This is a genomic window from Kitasatospora sp. NPDC015121 (assembly GCF_055562955.1).
The window spans coordinates 337639-354793 of the sequence record NZ_JBVHEH010000003.1 but is presented as its reverse complement, the minus strand read 5'-3'; the positions used below and the strand labels follow the sequence as shown (position 1 = coordinate 354793).

Here is a 17155-nt window from a genome sequence, read left to right as displayed (position 1 = left end):
TACCCTGAAGGGTCACTGCTTTTTCTGCCGTAAAGGTCCTTGCGCATGACTGTCGAATCGGTCTTCCCACGCCTGGAGGCCCTCCTCCCGCACGTCCAGAAGCCGATCCAGTACGTCGGTGGCGAGCTCAACTCGACCGTCAAGGACTGGGACGCCTGTGACGTCCGCTGGGCCCTGATGTACCCCGACGCCTACGAGGTCGGCCTGCCCAACCAGGGCACCATGATCCTGTACGAGGTGCTGAACGAGCGCGAGGGCGTGCTCGCCGAGCGCAGCTACAGCGTCTGGCCCGACCTGGAAGCGCTGATGCGCGAGCACGGCGTCCCGCAGTTCACGGTGGACGCGCACCGGCCGATCAAGGCCTTCGACGTGTTCGGCCTCTCGTTCTCCACCGAGCTCGGCTACACCAACATGCTGACCGCGCTCGACCTGGCCGGCATCCCGCTGAACGCCGCCGACCGCACCGTGGACGACCCGGTCGTCCTGGCCGGCGGGCACGCCGCGTTCAACCCGGAGCCGATCGCCGACTTCATCGACGCCGCTGTGATCGGCGACGGTGAGCAGGCCGTCCTGGACATCACCGACATCGTCCGGGCCTGGAAGGCCGAGGGGCGCCCCGGCGGCCGCGACGAGCTGCTGCTGCGGCTGGCCAGGACCGGCGGCGTGTACATCCCGCGGTTCTACGACGTCGAGTACCTGGCCGACGGCCGGATCGGGCGCGTCGTCCCGAACCGCCCCGGCGTGCCGTGGCGGGTCTCCAAGCACACCGTGATGGACCTCGACGAGTGGCCCTACCCCAAGCAGCCGCTGGTCCCGCTCGCCGAGACCGTGCACGAGCGGATGTCGGTGGAGATCTTCCGCGGCTGCACCCGGGGCTGCCGCTTCTGCCAGGCCGGCATGATCACGCGCCCCGTGCGGGAGCGAAGCATCACCGGCATCGGCGAGATGGTCGAGAAGGGCCTGAAGGCGACCGGCTTCGAGGAGGTCGGCCTGCTCTCGCTGTCCTCCGCGGACCACTCCGAGATCGCCGACATCACCAAGGGACTGGCCGACCGCTACGCCGAGGACAAGGTCGGCCTCTCGCTGCCCTCCACCCGGGTCGACGCCTTCAACATCGACCTGGCCAACGAGCTGTCCCGCAACGGCCGCCGCTCCGGCCTCACCTTCGCCCCCGAGGGCGGCTCCGAGCGGATCCGCAAGGTCATCAACAAGATGGTCTCCGAAGAGGACCTGATCAACACGGTGGCCGCCGCGTACGGCAACGGCTGGCGGCAGGTGAAGCTGTACTTCATGTGCGGCCTGCCCACCGAGACCGACGAGGACGTGCTGCAGATCGGCACCATGGCGAAGAACGTCATCGCCAAGGGCCGCGAGGTCACCGGCACCAACGACGTCCGCTGCACGGTCTCGATCGGCGGCTTCGTCCCCAAGCCGCACACCCCGTTCCAGTGGGCGCCGCAGCTGTCCGCCGAGGCCACCGACGAGCGGCTGACCAAGCTGCGCGACTCGATCCGCGGCGACCGCAAGTTCGGCAAGAACATCGGCTTCCGCTACCACGACGGCAAGCCCGGCATCATCGAGGGCCTGCTCTCCCGCGGCGACCGCCGGATCGGCGCGGTCATCCGGGCCGTCTACGAGGACGGCGGCCGCTTCGACGGCTGGCGCGAGCACTTCTCGTACGACCGCTGGATCGCCTCCGCCGAGAAGGGCCTGGCCGGCACCGGCGTCGACGTCGATTGGTACACCACCCGCGAGCGCACCTACGAGGAGGTGCTGCCCTGGGACCACCTGGACAGCGGCCTCGACAAGGACTGGCTCTGGGAGGACTGGCAGGACGCGCTGGAGGAGGTCGAGGTCGAGGACTGCCGCTGGACCCCGTGCTTCGACTGCGGCGTCTGCCCGCAGATGGACACCCACATCCAGGTCGGCCCGACCGGCAAGAAGCTGCTCCCGCTGACGGTCGTCAACGACTGACCCGCGTTCACCCGGAGGGCCCCCGCCGCGACCTCGCGGCGGGGGCCCTCCGCGCGGGCACTACGATCTGCTGATCGGCCGACGGGGGACGCGGGGAGTGGTGATGGCGCAGCAGGGACAGCGGGGACAGCAGGGCGAGGGGTGCCTGGTCGCGGTGGTGCGGCCGGTGGTGGTGGCGGTGGTGGTGCCGCTGCGGCTGCTGTGGGAGCTGGTGGTGCTGATCGCCCGGGGGATCGGCTGGGTGGTGGACAAGGTGCTGCTGTGGCCGCTGCGGCTGCTCTGGCGCTACCTGCTGCGGCCGCTGCTGACGTGGCTGGTCGTCATGCCGCTGCGCTGGCTGTGGCGGTACGTGCTGGAGCCGGTGCTCGGGTTCCTCTGGAACTACGTGCTGGAACCGGCCTGGAACGGGATGGTCGCCGTCGCCCGCGGCTTCGGCAAGGTGGTCGCCTGGCTCGGCTACTACCTGGTCGCGGTGCCGCTGCGGGCCTGCTGGGACTGGGTGCTGGTGCCGCTCGGCAAGGCGTTCTACCACGGGCTGTGGCGCCCGGTGCTGTACCCGGTGCTGCGCGCGCTGTGGCTGGCGTTCCGCTGGGCCTGGCGGATCGGCGGCCGGATCTGGCGCTTCACCGTGGTCGCCCCGTGCCGCTGGGTGCGCCGCGGCGTCTGGTGGCCCGTCAAGGCGGAGATCCGCCGGGTGGCCCGGGAGGTACGCCGGACGCTCTTCGGCTGACGCACCGCGTACCCTTGGTGGGGACAAGGTCCGGCCGGAGCCCGCACGCGGTGCGAGGCCGGACGGGGACCACTGACGAAGGACTGAGCCCCCTGGCACGCCGCACGCCCGACGGTCCGCCGCCCGCGCCGACGGTGCAGCGCATCCGTCTCCGCTACACCAAGCGCGGCCGTCTGCGCTTCACCAGCCACCGGGACTTCCAGCGGGCGTTCGAGCGCGCGCTCCGCCGCTCGGCCGTCCCGATGGCCTACTCCGCGGGCTTCACCCCGCACCCCAAGGTCTCCTACGCCAACGCCGCCCCGACCGGCACCGCGAGCGAGGCCGAGTACCTGGAGATCGGCCTCGCCGAGCGCCGCGACCCCGAGGCGCTGCGCCGCCAACTGGACGAGTCGCTGCCCCCCGGCCTGGACATCACCGAGGCCGTCGAGGTCGCCACGAGCAACTTCGTGGAGCGCCTGGAGGCCTCCGAGTGGCTGCTGCGCCTGCCGGGCGTGGCGCCCGCGGAGGCCGAGCGGGCCGCCGCCGCGTTCCTGGCCGCCGAGGCGGTCGAGGTCCAGCGGATGACCAAGAACGGCCTGCGCACCTTCGACGCGCGCGCCGCCGTCGCCGCCGTGGACGTCGTCCCCGAGGGCTCCGTCCCGGTCGGGATCGGTGACAACACGGCCACGGACGGTGCGGACGATGTTCGGACGGGCGCTCCCTGTGCGATACTGCGCCTGGTAGTACGACACGCCACACCCGCCGTACGACCCGACGACGTATTGTCCGGTCTCCGTTCGACGGCCGACCTCGCGCCGCCGGTCCCCGCAGAGGTGACCAGGCTGGCGCAGGGGCCGCTCGACGAGCAGACCGGCACGGTGACCGACCCGCTGGCGCTCGACCGCGCCGCGGCCGAGGTCGGCCGGTAGGCCGCCCCGCCGCGCGCAACCGCCGTCCGCCGAGTGGGCGGGAGCGCAGGCACGGAGAGAACTCCGGGCCTGCGGCTCCCCGGCCTCCGCGGCTCCCCAGGGGAGCGAGCGTCGTCGCGTGCAGGCCCGGCCACCCCCTCGGCCCGGCCCTTGAAAACTGAGAAGACTGGTCAGACCAGAAGACTTTTCGACCTCCCGCGCCCCGCAGGAGGTCGAGCGAGACTACGAGCCCCTGTGCGGCCTCACGTCCGCACGACGGCACCGTGGGAGCCGGACCGCCCGAAGCGGCCGTCCGGCTGGTGAAAAGCGGTGGAGCGTCGTGCCCGGACGCGGAGCCCGGGGGCCTGACGGGAGACACACCCGCATGCTCGAAAACACCGAACCGCAGCCCGCTGCGGCCGACAACAACGACAACAGCGGCGCCGACGGCGCCTCCGCGGCCCCGCCCCGGCGCCGCCGCCGGGCGGTGTCCCGCCCGGCCGGCTCCCCGCAGGGTGCCGCGAGCGAGGGCGCCGAGACCGTGGTCGCGCCCGCCGCCGAGCCGGTGGTCGCCGCGGCCGCCGAGCCGTCCGCCGAGGCGCCCGTCGAGGCGGCGCCCGAGAAGCCGGTCCGCGCCCGGCGCGCCCGCAAGCGGGTGGAGTCCCCGGCCGGTGCGCCGGAGGCGCCCGCCGCCGAGGTCGAGCCGGAGCCCGTTGCCGCCGTGGCGGAGCCCGTGGCCGCCGAGCCGGTCGCCGAGGAGAAGCCCGTCCGGGCCCGGCGGACCCGCAAGCGTGCGTCCGCGCCGGTGCAGTCGCCGGTCGTGGCCGAGGAGCCCGCCGCCGAGGCCGAGCCGGAGCCCGAAGCCGCCGTGGCCGAGCCCGTGGCCGCCGAGCCGGTCGCCGAGGAGAAGCCCGTCCGGGCCCGGCGGACCCGCAAGCGCGCGTCCGCGCCGGTGCAGTCGCCGGTCGTGGCCGAGGAGCCCGCCGCCGGGGCCGAGCCGGAGCCCGAGGCCGCCGAGGAGGAGCCCGAGGCCGAGGCCGTCGCGGAGCCTGAGCCGGTCGTCGAGGCGGAGCCGCCGCGCGCCCGCCGCCGGGCCGTCCGCCCGTCCACCGCGATCTTCCAGGCGCCGGTCTTCCAGGAGCCCGCGCCCTACACCGCCCCCGCGCCCGCCGCGAAGGCGGCCGAGCCGGCCCCGGCCGCCGCTGCCGCCGCGCCGGAGGCCCCCGCCGCGTCCGCCGGCTCCGGTGACGACGAGTTCGAGTACAGCGGCGTCGGCCGCCGCCGGGTCCGCACCGCGGTGCGCGTCCAGCAGTCGGCCAGGCCCGCCAAGGCCGTCCAGCAGCCCGCCAAGGCCGCTCCGCAGCCCGCCCCGGCCGCGCCCGCCGTCGAGAGCCCGGCCGAGGTCGAGGCGCCCGCCGCCGGCCCCGAGCAGGACGCCGACTGGGAGGACGACCGCCCGTCCCGCCGCCGCCGTCGCGGTGGCCGCCGCCGCCGTCGCGGTGACGCCGAGGACGCCCCCGAGGCGGTCGAGGCCGAGAGCGCCGAGACCGAGGCCGAGGACGCCCACGACGAGGACGCCGAGGGCCAGGACGAGGACGAGCACGAGGACGACCTGGCCGCCGGCCTGTCCTCCTCGCGTCGCCGGCGCCGTCGCCGCCGCCGCAGCGGTGAGGGCGGCCCCGAGCAGCCCGAGACCACCGAGGACGGCGTGCGCACCGTGGTGAAGGTGCGCGAGCCGCGCCGCCGCTCCGCCGAGCCCGCGTTCGACCCGGACGAGGTGCAGTCGATCAAGGGCTCCACCCGCCTGGAGGCCAAGAAGCAGCGCCGCCGCGAGGGCCGCGAGCTGGGCCGCCGCCGCGTCCCGATCATCACCGAGGCCGAGTTCCTGGCCCGCCGCGAGTCCGTCGAGCGGGTCATGGTGGTCCGCCAGAACGGCGCCCGCACCCAGATCGGCGTCCTGGAGGACGGCGTGCTCGTCGAGCACTACGTCAACAAGGAGCAGGCCACCTCGTACGTCGGCAACGTGTACCTGGGCAAGGTGCAGAACGTGCTGCCGTCGATGGAGGCCGCGTTCGTCGACATCGGCAAGGGCCGCAACGCCGTGCTGTACGCAGGCGAGGTCAACTTCGGCGCGCTCGGCGGCCACGGCGGCCCGCGCCGGATCGAGTCGGTGCTGAAGTCCGGCCAGTCCGTGCTGGTGCAGGTCTCCAAGGACCCGATCGGCCACAAGGGCGCCCGGCTGACCAGCCAGATCTCGCTGCCCGGCCGCTACCTGGTCTACGTGCCCGAGGGCTCGATGACCGGCATCTCCCGCAAGCTGCCGGAGAACGAGCGGGCCCGCCTCAAGCAGATCCTCAAGAAGATCGTCCCGGACGACGCGGGCGTGATCGTGCGCACCGCCGCCGAGGGCGCCTCCGAGGAGGAGCTCACCCGCGACGTCCAGCGCCTCCAGCAGCAGTGGGAGGAGATCCAGAAGAAGGCCGCCACCGGCAACGCCCCGGCGCTGCTCTACGGCGAGCCCGACATGACCGTCCGGGTGGTCCGCGACATCTTCAACGAGGACTTCACCAAGGTCATCGTCAGCGGCGCCGACGCGTGGAACACCATCCACGACTACGTCTCCCACGTCGCCCCCGACCTCACCGAGCGCCTGCAGAAGTGGACCTCGGACGTCGACGTGTTCGCCACGTACCGGATCGACGAGCAGCTGATGAAGGCGCTGGACCGCAAGGTCTGGCTGCCCTCCGGCGGTTCGCTGGTGATCGACCGGACCGAGGCGATGGTCGTCGTCGACGTCAACACCGGCAAGTTCGTCGGTCAGGGCGGCAACCTGGAAGAGACCGTCACCCGCAACAACATCGAGGCGGCCGAGGAGATCGTCCGCCAGCTGCGGCTGCGCGACCTCGGCGGCATCATCGTGATCGACTTCATCGACATGGTGCTGGAGTCCAACCGGGACCTGGTGCTGCGCCGCCTGCTGGAGTGCCTGGGTCGCGACCGGACCAAGCACCAGGTCGCCGAGGTCACCTCGCTCGGCCTGGTCCAGATGACCCGCAAGCGGGTCGGCCAGGGCCTGCTGGAGTCCTTCTCCGAGCCCTGCGTGCACTGCAACGGCCGCGGCGTGATCGTCCACATGGACCAGCCCGGCCACGGCCACGGCCACGGCGCCCCGCAGCAGGCCGCCGCCACCGCGGGCGAGGGCGGCGGCAAGCGCCGCCGCCGGGGCCGCGGCGGGGCCGGGAACGCGGAGGCCGACGCGGTGGAGGGCACCGAGACCGCCGAGGGCACGGAGGCCGCCGAGGCCGAGGCCGAGGCCGAGGCGGTGGAGGCCGCGGTCGAGGCCGTCGCCGAGCTGGAGCGGGCCGTCGCGGACCTGGAGATCGTCGAGGACGAGGCCGTCGAGGCCGTCGCCGAGGCGGTGGAGGCCGCGGTCGAGGCCGCCGCGCCGGTCGCCGAGGAGAAGCCCAGCCTGGTGGAGATCCCGCCGGCCGCGCCCGCGGCGGGGGGCCGCACCCGGCGCCGCGCGGTGCGCAAGGCGACCGCTCCGGCCGGGTCGTCCGGCGAGGCCGAGATCGTGGTCCTGCAGGCCCGCGCCGAGGCCGCGATGGAGGCCGCGCTGAGCGCCGCCGCCGAGAAGTCGGCCGCCGAGGCCGCCTCGACCGCCGCGGAGGTGGCGGCCGAGGCCGTCGCCTCGGTGGAGCCGGCGGCCGAGGTCGCCGTCGAGGTCGAGGTCGAGCAGCCCGCCGGGGCGGAGGCCGAGGCCCCGGCCGAGGAGGCCGCGCCGAAGAAGCGCGCCCCGCGCAAGGCCGCCACCAAGACCGCCGCCGCCAAGAAGGCGGCGCCGGCCAAGGCGGCGGCGAAGAAGACCGCGGCGAAGAAGACCACCGCCGCGGCCGCCAAGAAGACCACCGCGCGCAAGACCGCCACCAAGCGGACCAGCGCGGCGGCCAAGAAGGCCGCGACCGCCGAGGGCGACGGCGCCGCGGAGTGAGCCCACGGGGGTCGGGAGCACCGCCGACGCGGTGCTCCCGGCCCCCGCGCACGTCCCGGTTTGTCTTCGGATGGGCCGGTCCGTATTGTTGACCCTCGGCGTGTTGACGCCATGCTCCAGAGCACCTCACCTCCCGGATGGACACCGGTTCGGCGTCCGACGGGGGAGGCCCGCTTGTGTCCATACCCAGGCGGCTGGCATCCGGAGTTCCGACCGAGTTAGGAAAGCAGGTACCGCATGTACGCGATCGTTCGCGCCGGCGGCCGCCAGCACAAGGTCGCCGTCGGCGACGTGCTGGAGATCGACCGTATCGACGCCAAGCCGGGTGACTCGGTCGAGCTCTCGACCATCCTCGTCGTCGACGGTGAGTCCATCACCTCCGACCCGTGGGTGCTCGGCGGCGTGAAGGCCCACGCCGAGGTCGTCGACCAGACCAAGGGCGACAAGATCGTCATCCTGCGCTACAAGAACAAGACCGGCTACCGCCGTCGTCAGGGCCACCGCCAGAAGCACACCGCGGTGCGCATCACCAGCATCGACTCGGTCAGCAAGTAACAACTTCCTGCGGTCTTTCCTAGAAAGGGGATAGCCAGATGGCACACAAGAAGGGTGCGAGTTCCACTCGCAACGGTCGTGACTCGAACGCCCAGCGCCTCGGCGTGAAGCGCTTCGGCGGCCAGGTCGTCTCCGCCGGCGAGATCATCGTCCGCCAGCGCGGCACGCACTTCCACCCGGGCGCCAACGTCGGCCGTGGTGGTGACGACACCCTCTTCGCGCTGACCGCCGGTGCCGTGCAGTTCGGCAACCGTCGCGGCCGCAAGGTCGTCAACATCGTGGCCGTCGAGGCCTGAGTCCGTACAGACTCGCTGTGAAGGGTGGGCCGGGATGATCCGGGCCCACCCTTCCGCTTTACCGCAGGACAACCTCATTTCTTCGCACGGGAGGCACCCCTCATGACCACCTTCGTGGACCGCGTCGAACTGCACGTCGCCGCGGGTAACGGAGGCCACGGCTGCGCCTCCGTGCACCGGGAGAAGTTCAAGCCGCTGGGAGGCCCCGACGGGGGCAACGGCGGCGACGGCGGCTCGGTGATCCTGGTCGTCGACTCGCAGGTCACCACGCTGCTCGAGTACCACCACTCGCCCAAGCGGAAGGCCGCCAACGGCAAGCCCGGCGCGGGCGGTCACCGCACCGGCGCGCTCGGCCCGGACATCGTGCTGCCGGTCCCGGACGGCACCGTGGTCATGGACCGCCGGGGCAACGTGCTGGCCGACCTGGTCGGCAACGGCACCAGCTTCGTCGCCGCCCAGGGCGGCCGCGGCGGCCTCGGCAACGCGGCGCTGGCCTCCGCCCGCCGCAAGGCCCCCGGCTTCGCGCTGCTCGGCGAGCCCGGCGAGGCCCGCGACATCGTGATGGAGCTGAAGTCCGTCGCCGACGTCGCCCTGGTCGGCTACCCGAGCGCCGGCAAGTCCTCGCTGATCTCGGTGCTCTCCGCCGCGAAGCCGAAGATCGCCGACTACCCGTTCACCACCCTCGTCCCCAACCTCGGCGTGGTCACCGCCGGCGAGACCGTCTACACGATCGCCGACGTGCCCGGCCTGATCCCCGGCGCCAGCCAGGGACGCGGCCTGGGCCTGGAGTTCCTGCGGCACGTCGAGCGCTGCGAGGTGCTGGTGCACGTGCTGGACTGCGCCACCCTGGAGCCCGGCCGCGACCCGCTCACCGACCTGGAGACCATCGAGGACGAACTCGCCCAGTACGGCGGCCTGGAGGACCGGCCGCGCCTGGTCGCGCTCAACAAGATCGACGTCCCGGACGGCCAGGACATCGCCGACCTGACCCGCGCCTCGCTGGAGGAGCGCGGCTACCGGGTCTTCGAGGTCTCCGCGCTCGCCCACAAGGGCCTGCGCGAACTCTCCTTCGCGCTGGCCGAGATCGTCGCCGCCGCGCGCGCCGCCAAGCCCGTCGAGGAGAACACCCGGATCGTCCTGCGGCCCACCGCCGTCGACGACGCCGGCTTCACCATCGAGGAGGAGGACGGCGCGTACCGGATCCGCGGCGGCAAGCCCGAACGCTGGGTCCGGCAGACCGACTTCGCCAACGACGAGGCCGTCGGCTACCTCGCCGACCGGCTGGCCCGGCTCGGCGTCGAGCAGGAGCTGTGGAAGATCGGCGCCAAGGAGGGCGACACCGTCATCATCGGCCCCGACGAGAACGCCGTCGTCTTCGACTGGGAGCCCACCATGGCCGCCGGCGCGGAGATGCTCGGCCGCCGCGGCGAGGACCACCGGATGGAGACCCAGCGCCCCGCCGTCGACCGCCGCCGCGAGCGGCAGCGCGGGCGGGACGCCGCGGAGCAGGAGTACCTGGACTTCGAGGCGCTCTCCTCGGGCCGCGAGGAGCTCGACCAGTAGGACCGGTCGGCCGCGGTGCGGCGGCCGGGGCACGACGGGGGCGCGGACCGTGAGGTCCGCGCCCCCGCGCGCGTCCTCGGGGAGGGCGTCGTCTCACACCTCGTCGCGATTTCGTGAGCCGCAATTCGGCTCGCTAGATTGCGGACGTGCACAGGGCGTGCACGGGCTCCTCGGAAAGGTCGGACTGATGGTGGATCAGTTGCTCCGCGAGGAGGTCGTCTCGGCGCGGCGGATCGTGGTGAAGGTCGGCTCGTCCTCGCTGACCACCGCCGCCGGCGGGCTGGACGCCGACCGGGTGGACGCCCTGGTCGACGCGCTGGCCAAGCTGCGGGCCCGGAAGGACGCGCCGGAGGTCGTGCTGGTCTCCTCCGGCGCGATCGCGGCCGGCCTGGCCCCGCTCGGACTGGCCGAGCGCCCCAAGGACCTGGCCCGCCAGCAGGCCGCCGCCAGCGTCGGCCAGGGCCTGCTGGTGGCCCGCTACACCGCCTCCTTCGCCCGCTACGGGGTGCGGGTCGGCCAGGTGCTGCTCACCGCCGAGGACGCCAGCCGCCGGGCGCACTACCGCAACGCGTACCGGACCCTGGACCAGCTGCTGACCATGGGCGCGATGCCGGTCGTCAACGAGAACGACACCGTCGCCACCGCCGAGATCAGGTTCGGCGACAACGACCGGCTGGCCGCGCTGGTCGCGCACCTGGTGCGGGCCGACCTGCTGGTGCTGCTCTCCGACGTGGACGGCCTGTACGACGGCGACCCGGCCAAGCCCGGCAGCAGCCGGATCGCGGTGGTGCGCGGCCCCGAGGACCTGGCCGGCGTGGAGATCGGCAGCGCCGGCAAGGCCGGCGTCGGCACCGGCGGCATGGTCACCAAGGTCGAGGCGGCCCGGATCGCCACCGGCGCGGGCATCCCCGTGGTGCTGACCGCCGCCAGCCAGGCCGCCGACGCGCTGGCCGGCCGCCCCACCGGCACGCTGTTCCCGCGCACCGGCAGCCGCTCCGCCGACCGGCTGCTCTGGCTGGAGCACGCCTCCTCCCCGCGCGGCGCGCTGACCCTGGACGACGGCGCGGTGGCGGCGGTCGTGCACGGCGGCAAGTCCCTGCTGCCGGCCGGGGTGACCCGGGTCGAAGGGGAGTTCGCCGCAGGCGATCCGGTCGACCTTCTTGGCGAAAACGGTCACATCGTCGCCCGCGGACTGGTCAACTTTGATGCGAGGGAGTTGCCCCGTCTGCTCGGCCGGTCCACCCGAGAACTGGCCCAGGAGCTCGGCGCCGCGTACGAACGCGAGGTCGTCCACCGCGACGACCTGGTCGTGCTGCGCGGCTGAGCGCGAGCTGCGGGGCCGGTACGGGGGGTGGGAGCAGCGGGCCGGGGGGCCCGCGCGACACGCTGAATGGGAGGCCGCCGGTGGTTCGCAGGCGGGAGGAAGCGCTGCCGGGGCAGAGGTCCGAGCGGCGGCTCACCAGCATCGAGGGCGGCCGGGGCGTCGAGCGGGACGTCGAGCGTCGGGTCCCGCAGGGGGCCGCGCCGGACACCGGGCGCGCGGCGCCGGGCGGGGCGGAGCGGGAGGTCGGGCCGGAATCCCCGCGGGAGAGGCCGGGAGAGGGGCCGGGGGAGGGGCCGCAGGAGACGGTGCGGGAGGCTCCCGACACGGCGGCCGGACGCGAACAGGCCCGGATGTGGCACGTGGTGCTGAGCGTGGCCGGGACCGCGACACCACTGCCCGAACTGCGGACCGCACTGGAGAAGCTCGCCCACGACCACTCGTTCTTCCTGACCGCCCGGTACGCCACCGACCACGCCGAGGTCCGCTACTGGGAGGAGGCCCGCGACCTGCACGACGCGGCGGCGATCGCGCTGCGGCTGTGGGGCGAGCACAAGGCCAGCGCGAAGCTCCCGGCCTGGGAGATCGTCGGCCTGGAGGTGGTGGACCGCCCGACGTACCACCAGCGGGTCGCGGAGGGCTTCGGCGATCCGCCGCCGCAGCTCGGCGGGGTGCACCCGTACTGAGCCGCCGGGCGCTCGGCGCTCCGGCGCGGCCCGGCGGGTCCCGGGGCGGCCCGGTGGGTTCCGGCGCGGCCCGGCGCGTGCAGGGGCGGCCCGGTGGGTTCCGGCGCGTGCAGGGGTGGCCCGGTGCGTGCAGGGGTGGCCCGGTGCCCCGCCCGGCGCGGACGTCTCAGCGGGCGAAATGCGGGACGGGGAACGGGGGTCGGCTCGCTAGGCTTGGCGGCATGAGCGATCCCACCGCCACCGCCGACAGCCCCGTCCTCGCCGCCGCGCGCCGTGCCCGGGAGGCGGCCGCCGCCCTGGCGCCAGTGCCGCGTTCGGTGAAGGACGCCGCGCTGCTGGCGATCGCGGACGCGCTGGTCGAGCGGTCCGCCGAGATCACCGCCGCCAACGCGCAGGACGTCGAGCGGGCCCGGGCGGCCGGCACCGCCGAGTCGGTGATCGACCGGCTGACGCTGACCGGGGAGCGGATCGCGGCGATCGCCGCCGACGTCCGCAGCGTGGTCGGCCTGCCCGACCCGGTGGGCGAGGTGGTGCGCGGCTACACCCTGCCGAACGGCCTCGACGTGCGCCAGGTCCGGGTGCCGCTGGGCGTGGTCGGCATCATCTACGAGGCCCGGCCGAACGTCACGGTGGACGCCGCCGCGCTCTGCCTGAAGTCCGGCAACGCGGTGCTGCTGCGCGGCTCGGGCTCCGCCTACCGCTCCAACACCGCGCTGGTGGAGGTGCTGCGCGCGGCGGTGGCCGGCGCGGGCCTGCCGGCCGACGTGGTCCAGCTGGTGCCGGGCGAGGGCCGCGAGTCGGTGCGGGAGCTGATGCGCGCCCGCGGCCTGGTCGACGTGCTGATCCCGCGCGGCGGCGCCTCGCTGATCCGCACCGTGGTCGAGGGCTCGACCGTCCCGGTGATCGAGACCGGCACCGGCAACTGCCACGTGTACGTGGACGCGCAGGCCGACCTGGCGATGGCCGTCGGCGTGCTGCTGAACTCCAAGGCGCAGCGGGTCAGCGTCTGCAACTCCGCCGAGACCCTGCTGGTGCACCAGGACGTCGCGGACGCCTTCCTGCCGCCGGCGCTGGCCGCGCTGGCCGCGGCCGGCGTCACCGTGCACGGCGACGACGCGGTGCTCAAGGCCGCCGAGGGCACCGGGGTGACGGCCGTCCCGGCGACCGAGGAGGACTGGGAGACCGAGTACCTCTCGCTCGACCTGGCCGCCGCCGTGGTGCCCTCGCTGGAGGCCGCGGTCGAGCACATCCGCCGCTACTCCTCCGGCCACACCGAGGCGATCGTCACCGGCTCGCAGGCCGCCGCCCGCCGCTTCACCCAGCTCGTCGACTCCACCACGGTGGCCGTCAACGCCTCCACCCGGTTCACCGACGGTGCGGAGTTCGGCTTCGGCGCGGAGATCGGCATCTCCACCCAGAAGCTGCACGCCCGCGGCCCGATGGGCCTGCCGGAGCTGACCAGCACCAAGTACATCGTCACCGGCGACGGGCACGTGCGCGGCGAGGCCCGGCAGACCGTCGGCGGCTGAGCCCGCTCCTCCGGTGGGTCCGGGCGGACGGTCGGCGCGGCTCGCGCGGCCGAATGCCGTAGTCCGTCCGGACCCGATCGGCCGGACCCACAGACAAACGACCCGGCCGGTAATACATTGAATCCGTGGCTGAGGATGTGGGGGGCTCGCCGTACTCCGACGGCGCCGACCACGGTGATGCGAACGACGAGTTCGCCGCCGTGGTCTTCGACGAGAGCTTCGTCCGCTCCGCCGCCGTGCACGAGCCGAGCGCCCTGGAGCGGCAACTCGCCGCCGCCGAGGCCCGGTTCGAGCCGGAACAGGCCGGAGCGACCCGGAGCTACGAGTTCACCGCGGGCAACGACGTGCTGCCGTTGGAGCTGCGCCCGTTGCCCGGCGGACTGGACGAGGACCGCTTCTACCCCGATCCGTGGTCGGGGTGCGACCGGCAGGAACGGCGCACCCGCCGCTCCCGGGTCCGCGCCTTCGATCCGCTGCGCGGCGGCGGCGTCGCCCAGCAGCGCTGGCACCGGCCGGTGGCCTGGGTGCTGGCCCTGGTGATGGGCGTCGGCCTGGTCGCGCTGTCGGTCGCCGCCGTGTACCGGGGCGTCGGCGGGGCCGCGCCGGAGTCGCCGGCCCGGCCGACCAGCGGCAGCAGCAGCCAGGGCGGCACCGGCGGCGCGCCGGCGGAGAGCGGTCCGTCCGCGGTCCCCGCGCAGTCGCCCGCGGTGGCCGTGGTCTCGGTCGGCTGACGGGCCCCGCGACTCCCGGAGCACCCAGGGCCGCCGTCGCGCGCTCGTTGCCCGCGCACCCTCGTCGTGGGCGGCCGACGAGTCTACCCTGGTGTCATGGGTGACCCGCGCGAGCCTCCTGGGGGCACGCCCGAGGGTGGTTCCAACGATGACGAGTTCCGGTCCGTCGTCTTCGACGAGTCGTTCGTCCGGGCTGCCCGGATCCAGGAGCCGTCCGCGCAGGAACGGCTGGCCGGCGCCCTGGGGCGGGCCACCCGGCGGCGCGGCTGGGGCCGGCTGGCGATGCCCCGGCAGGCGCTCGTCCTGCTGCTGGTGGTCGCGCTCGCGTTCGCCGCGGCCGTCTACTTCGGGATCAGCGCCCCGCGCGGCGAGGTCGTCCAGCCCAGCGGCACCCAGCTGACCGTCAGCCTCACCCCGCTCGCCCCCGCCGGCACGGTCACCGCGGCCGCCGACCGCGCCGACCCGTTCGCCGGGCTGCCCGCCGGGTACGCCGACGGCGCCGCCGGGTTCGGGCTCCCGGCCGCCGCCGCCACCGCCCACTTCACCGGCTCCCAGGTGCAGCGGGCGCTGGACTCCGTCCAGCACTACCTGGTGCTCTCCGAGCTGGCCCCGGCCACCCTGACCGCCAACGAGACCGCGCAGGTCCGCAAACTGCTCACGGCCGGTGAGCTCGCCCAGTACGACGACAGTACGAACGCGCCGCGCGACGACCAGCACCACGCCGCCACCGGCTGGATGGTCCGCTTCGACCCCGGGCAGGTCGACCTGGCCACCGCCACCGTCATGACCACCGGCAGCGTCCACGTCGGCGAACTCGACCCCGACACCCTCGAACTCACCGCCGACCACACCCTGGTGTACGCGCTGCGCCCGGCCGGCACCAGCAGCGACCCGGCGGTCACCCTGTACGCGGTGCGCCGGGCGGTGCGCATCGACGTCGGCCGCGCCGACCTGGACGCCGGGCGGCTGCGGGTGGTCGACGCGGCCGTGCAGGCCGGGCCCAGCTCCTGCACGGCCGGGCAGAGCGACTACCTGCAGCCGCTGCTGGCGACCACGGCGGGCGTCCGGTCGAGCAGCCCGCCGGCCGTCGACCCGGCCGACCACGGCAGGCCGGCCTGGCAGACCTGCGGGGTGATCGGGGCGATCACCGGGTGACCGGGTCGTCGGACCGTCCGGCCGTCCGGTCAGTCCCGGGTCTCGCCGTTCTTGGCGCTGTCGTCGTCGCCGCCGCTGCCGTTGCTCCGGCCGGCGCCGGTGAAGGTGTCGCGGAGCTTGCCGCCGACCGTGCCGACGCCGTTGCCCAGGTCGCGCAGCAGGCCCATCAGCGGGTCCTTGCTGTCCTTCATCGACTGCGAGTACGACTCGGCGGCGGCCTTCCACTGCGCGCTGACCGAGGCGTCCGGGTCGTCGCCCCGGCGCGGGTACGCCCCCGCCATGATCGAGCGGTACTCCTCGCTCTCCGCCCACTTCTTCAGCTGCGCCACCCGCACCACCGCGAACGGGTGCGACTGCGGCAGCACCTGGAGCAGCTTCAGCACGCTGTCGCGCAGGTCGCCGGCCTTGTCGTACTCGGCGGCCTGCTCCAGGAACGCGTCCACGTTCATCTCGGCCATGTGCGCGCCGCCGGCCAGCTTCATCAGCGCCCGCATCGACGCCTGCAGGTCCTGGCCCGCCAGCAGGCCGGCCCGGTCGCTGGACAGCTCGGCCTTGCGGAACCACTCCTTGAGCGCGGTGATCAGCGCCATGATCGCCAGGTTGCCCAGCGGTATCCAGGCGATCCGGGTCGCCAGGTTGGTGAGGATCAGCAGCATCGTCTGGTAGACGGCGTGCCCCGACATCGCGTGACCGACCTCGTGGCCGATCACCGCGCGCAGCTCCTCCTCGTCCATCAGCTCGACCAGGCCGGTGGTGACCACGATCACCGGGGTCTCCATGCCGATGCAGTACGCGTTGACCTTCGGGTCCTGCGAGACGTACAGGTCCGGGACCTTCTCCAGGTCGAGGAGGTACGCGGCGTCCCGCACCATGTCGTACAGCTCGGGGAACTGGCGCTCCGACGTCTTGACCGCCGTGGCCAGGAACATCAGGCGCACGCTGCGCTCCGACACCAGGCCGGCCAGCTTCTTCAGGACGTCGTCGAAGCCGCTGAGCTTGCGCAGCGCCACCAGGCCGGAGCGGTCCGCCGGGTGCTCCCAGGCCCGGGTGGAGATCTCCGGGAAGCGCTGGCGCCGGCGGCTCGGTGCGGAACCCTTGGTCATGTCGGTCATTGAGTACCTCTCCTGGATCGACGCCGGCACCGGCCTCCCCGGCCGGCCCCCGCTGCTTTCCACTTCAACGTCGCTGTGTACGTACTCGTCCCCGCGGTCACGCTACGCCGTCCGGACCGGCCCGGGGAGGGCCCGGAACCGTTCTCCGCACGCCCTGCGGACACCCCGGGGGTGCCGGGCGGTCGCGGCGGTAAACGGGACTACCCTGGCAGTGCCGTACCGAACAAGGAGCTCCGTGATGTCCTCTGCCGCCCTGGTCCAGCTCGCCGGACCGATCTCCAGCGAGAACGGTCCCGGTCTGTTCCTGCGGATCATCCTGATCGCCTCCTTCGTCGGAGTCGGCCTGATGGTCTGGGCGCTGGCCCGGGCGAGCCGGGACGGCGCCAAGCGCGACGCGTCGCGCGCCAGCGCCGCCCGCGAGAGCGAGCGCACGGCCGAACGCTCGGCCGACCAGCCGGGCTGAGCGCGCGGCCGACCAGCCGGGCTGAGCGCCCCCGCCGGGCCGCCCGACCCGGCTTCCGGGCGCGGATCCGGGGCCGGGCACCGGGCGCACCCGCGTGCGGACGGCCGGACCGCGGCTCACGACGGGTCAGACGCGGTGGGCCGCCGCGCGGTTGCGCGTCAG

Annotated in this window: 14 protein-coding genes; 13 read left to right on the top strand and 1 reads right to left on the bottom strand. The window is 74.1% G+C overall.

Translation table 11 applies throughout. The features are described 5' to 3' along the window. Window positions 1–45 precede the first annotated feature (45 nt). The 12 genes from ACZ3J7_RS05575 (at window position 46) to ACZ3J7_RS05520 (ending at window position 15418) form a co-directional block, all read left to right on the top strand. The gene (locus ACZ3J7_RS05575; protein WP_465617131.1) at window positions 46–1974 is read left to right on the top strand and encodes a TIGR03960 family B12-binding radical SAM protein; all 1929 of its coding nucleotides are present in this window, start codon (window positions 46–48) and stop codon (window positions 1972–1974) included. Between the two features lie 103 nt (window positions 1975–2077). Beyond that, a complete protein-coding gene (locus tag ACZ3J7_RS05570; RefSeq protein WP_465617130.1) occupies window positions 2078–2704 on the top strand; it encodes a hypothetical protein in 627 nt (208 codons plus the stop codon). Window positions 2705–2838: 134 nt separating this feature from the next. Continuing rightward, on the top strand, window positions 2839–3612 hold the full coding sequence (locus ACZ3J7_RS05565) for a TIGR03936 family radical SAM-associated protein (protein ID WP_465617128.1): 774 nt from the start codon (window positions 2839–2841) through the stop codon (window positions 3610–3612). A 364-nt stretch (window positions 3613–3976) separates the two neighbouring features. Next, the gene (locus ACZ3J7_RS05560; RefSeq protein WP_465617126.1) at window positions 3977–7582 is read left to right on the top strand and encodes an Rne/Rng family ribonuclease; all 3606 of its coding nucleotides are present in this window, start codon (window positions 3977–3979) and stop codon (window positions 7580–7582) included. 237 nt (window positions 7583–7819) lie between these two features. After that, complete coding sequence (gene rplU / locus ACZ3J7_RS05555) at window positions 7820–8137, top strand: 50S ribosomal protein L21 (RefSeq protein ID WP_014135733.1); 318 nt, start codon at window positions 7820–7822, stop codon at window positions 8135–8137. A gap of 38 nt (window positions 8138–8175) precedes the next feature. After that, entirely contained in the window at window positions 8176–8433 is a 258-nt protein-coding gene (gene rpmA, locus ACZ3J7_RS05550; RefSeq protein ID WP_014135732.1) for a 50S ribosomal protein L27, read from the top strand. Between the two features lie 102 nt (window positions 8434–8535). Next, window positions 8536–9996 (top strand): GTPase ObgE, encoded by a 1461-nt coding sequence (obgE, locus tag ACZ3J7_RS05545; RefSeq protein WP_465617123.1) that lies wholly within the window; start codon window positions 8536–8538, stop codon window positions 9994–9996. A 187-nt stretch (window positions 9997–10183) separates the two neighbouring features. Further along, on the top strand, window positions 10184–11320 hold the full coding sequence (gene proB, locus ACZ3J7_RS05540) for a glutamate 5-kinase (protein ID WP_465617121.1): 1137 nt from the start codon (window positions 10184–10186) through the stop codon (window positions 11318–11320). Between the two features lie 80 nt (window positions 11321–11400). After that, window positions 11401–12003: a hypothetical protein gene (locus ACZ3J7_RS05535; protein ID WP_465617119.1), complete on the top strand. Its 603-nt coding sequence runs from the start codon at window positions 11401–11403 to the stop codon at window positions 12001–12003. Window positions 12004–12224: 221 nt separating this feature from the next. Further along, complete coding sequence (locus ACZ3J7_RS05530) at window positions 12225–13532, top strand: glutamate-5-semialdehyde dehydrogenase (RefSeq protein WP_465617118.1); 1308 nt, start codon at window positions 12225–12227, stop codon at window positions 13530–13532. Between the two features lie 125 nt (window positions 13533–13657). Beyond that, the gene (locus tag ACZ3J7_RS05525; protein WP_465617116.1) at window positions 13658–14263 is read left to right on the top strand and encodes an SCO2584 family spore wall biosynthesis protein; all 606 of its coding nucleotides are present in this window, start codon (window positions 13658–13660) and stop codon (window positions 14261–14263) included. Between the two features lie 96 nt (window positions 14264–14359). Further along, window positions 14360–15418 carry an SCO2583 family membrane protein gene (locus tag ACZ3J7_RS05520; RefSeq protein WP_465617114.1) on the top strand — a complete coding sequence of 353 codons (1059 nt, stop codon included), beginning with the start codon at window positions 14360–14362 and terminating at the stop codon, window positions 15416–15418. Window positions 15419–15447: 29 nt separating this feature from the next. On the opposite strand, the gene ACZ3J7_RS05515 is transcribed toward ACZ3J7_RS05520, so the two are convergent. Further along, the gene (locus ACZ3J7_RS05515; RefSeq protein WP_465617112.1) at window positions 15448–16530 is read right to left on the bottom strand and encodes a M48 family metallopeptidase; all 1083 of its coding nucleotides are present in this window, start codon (window positions 16528–16530) and stop codon (window positions 15448–15450) included. A gap of 238 nt (window positions 16531–16768) precedes the next feature. Here ACZ3J7_RS05515 and ACZ3J7_RS05510 point away from each other — a divergent pair, with 238 nt between their 5' ends. Then, a complete protein-coding gene (locus ACZ3J7_RS05510) occupies window positions 16769–16993 on the top strand; it encodes a hypothetical protein (protein WP_465617110.1) in 225 nt (74 codons plus the stop codon). Window positions 16994–17155 lie beyond the last annotated feature (162 nt).

Bases quoted from the DNA above. Each gene is read 5' to 3' on its own strand.
- rpmA (WP_014135732.1), top strand. From the start codon at position 8,176: ATGGCACACAAGAAGGGTGCGAGTTCCACTCGCAACGGTCGTGACTCG.
- ACZ3J7_RS05575 (WP_465617131.1), top strand. From the start codon at position 46: ATGACTGTCGAATCGGTCTTCCCACGCCTGGAGGCCCTCCTCCCGCAC.
- obgE (WP_465617123.1), top strand. From the start codon at position 8,536: ATGACCACCTTCGTGGACCGCGTCGAACTGCACGTCGCCGCGGGTAAC.
- ACZ3J7_RS05570 (WP_465617130.1), top strand. From the start codon at position 2,078: ATGGCGCAGCAGGGACAGCGGGGACAGCAGGGCGAGGGGTGCCTGGTC.
- ACZ3J7_RS05520 (WP_465617114.1), top strand. From the start codon at position 14,360: ATGGGTGACCCGCGCGAGCCTCCTGGGGGCACGCCCGAGGGTGGTTCC.
- ACZ3J7_RS05530 (WP_465617118.1), top strand. From the start codon at position 12,225: ATGAGCGATCCCACCGCCACCGCCGACAGCCCCGTCCTCGCCGCCGCG.
- ACZ3J7_RS05560 (WP_465617126.1), top strand. From the start codon at position 3,977: ATGCTCGAAAACACCGAACCGCAGCCCGCTGCGGCCGACAACAACGAC.
- ACZ3J7_RS05510 (WP_465617110.1), top strand. From the start codon at position 16,769: ATGTCCTCTGCCGCCCTGGTCCAGCTCGCCGGACCGATCTCCAGCGAG.
- rplU (WP_014135733.1), top strand. From the start codon at position 7,820: ATGTACGCGATCGTTCGCGCCGGCGGCCGCCAGCACAAGGTCGCCGTC.
- proB (WP_465617121.1), top strand. From the start codon at position 10,184: ATGGTGGATCAGTTGCTCCGCGAGGAGGTCGTCTCGGCGCGGCGGATC.
- ACZ3J7_RS05515 (WP_465617112.1), bottom strand. From the start codon at position 16,530: ATGACCGACATGACCAAGGGTTCCGCACCGAGCCGCCGGCGCCAGCGC.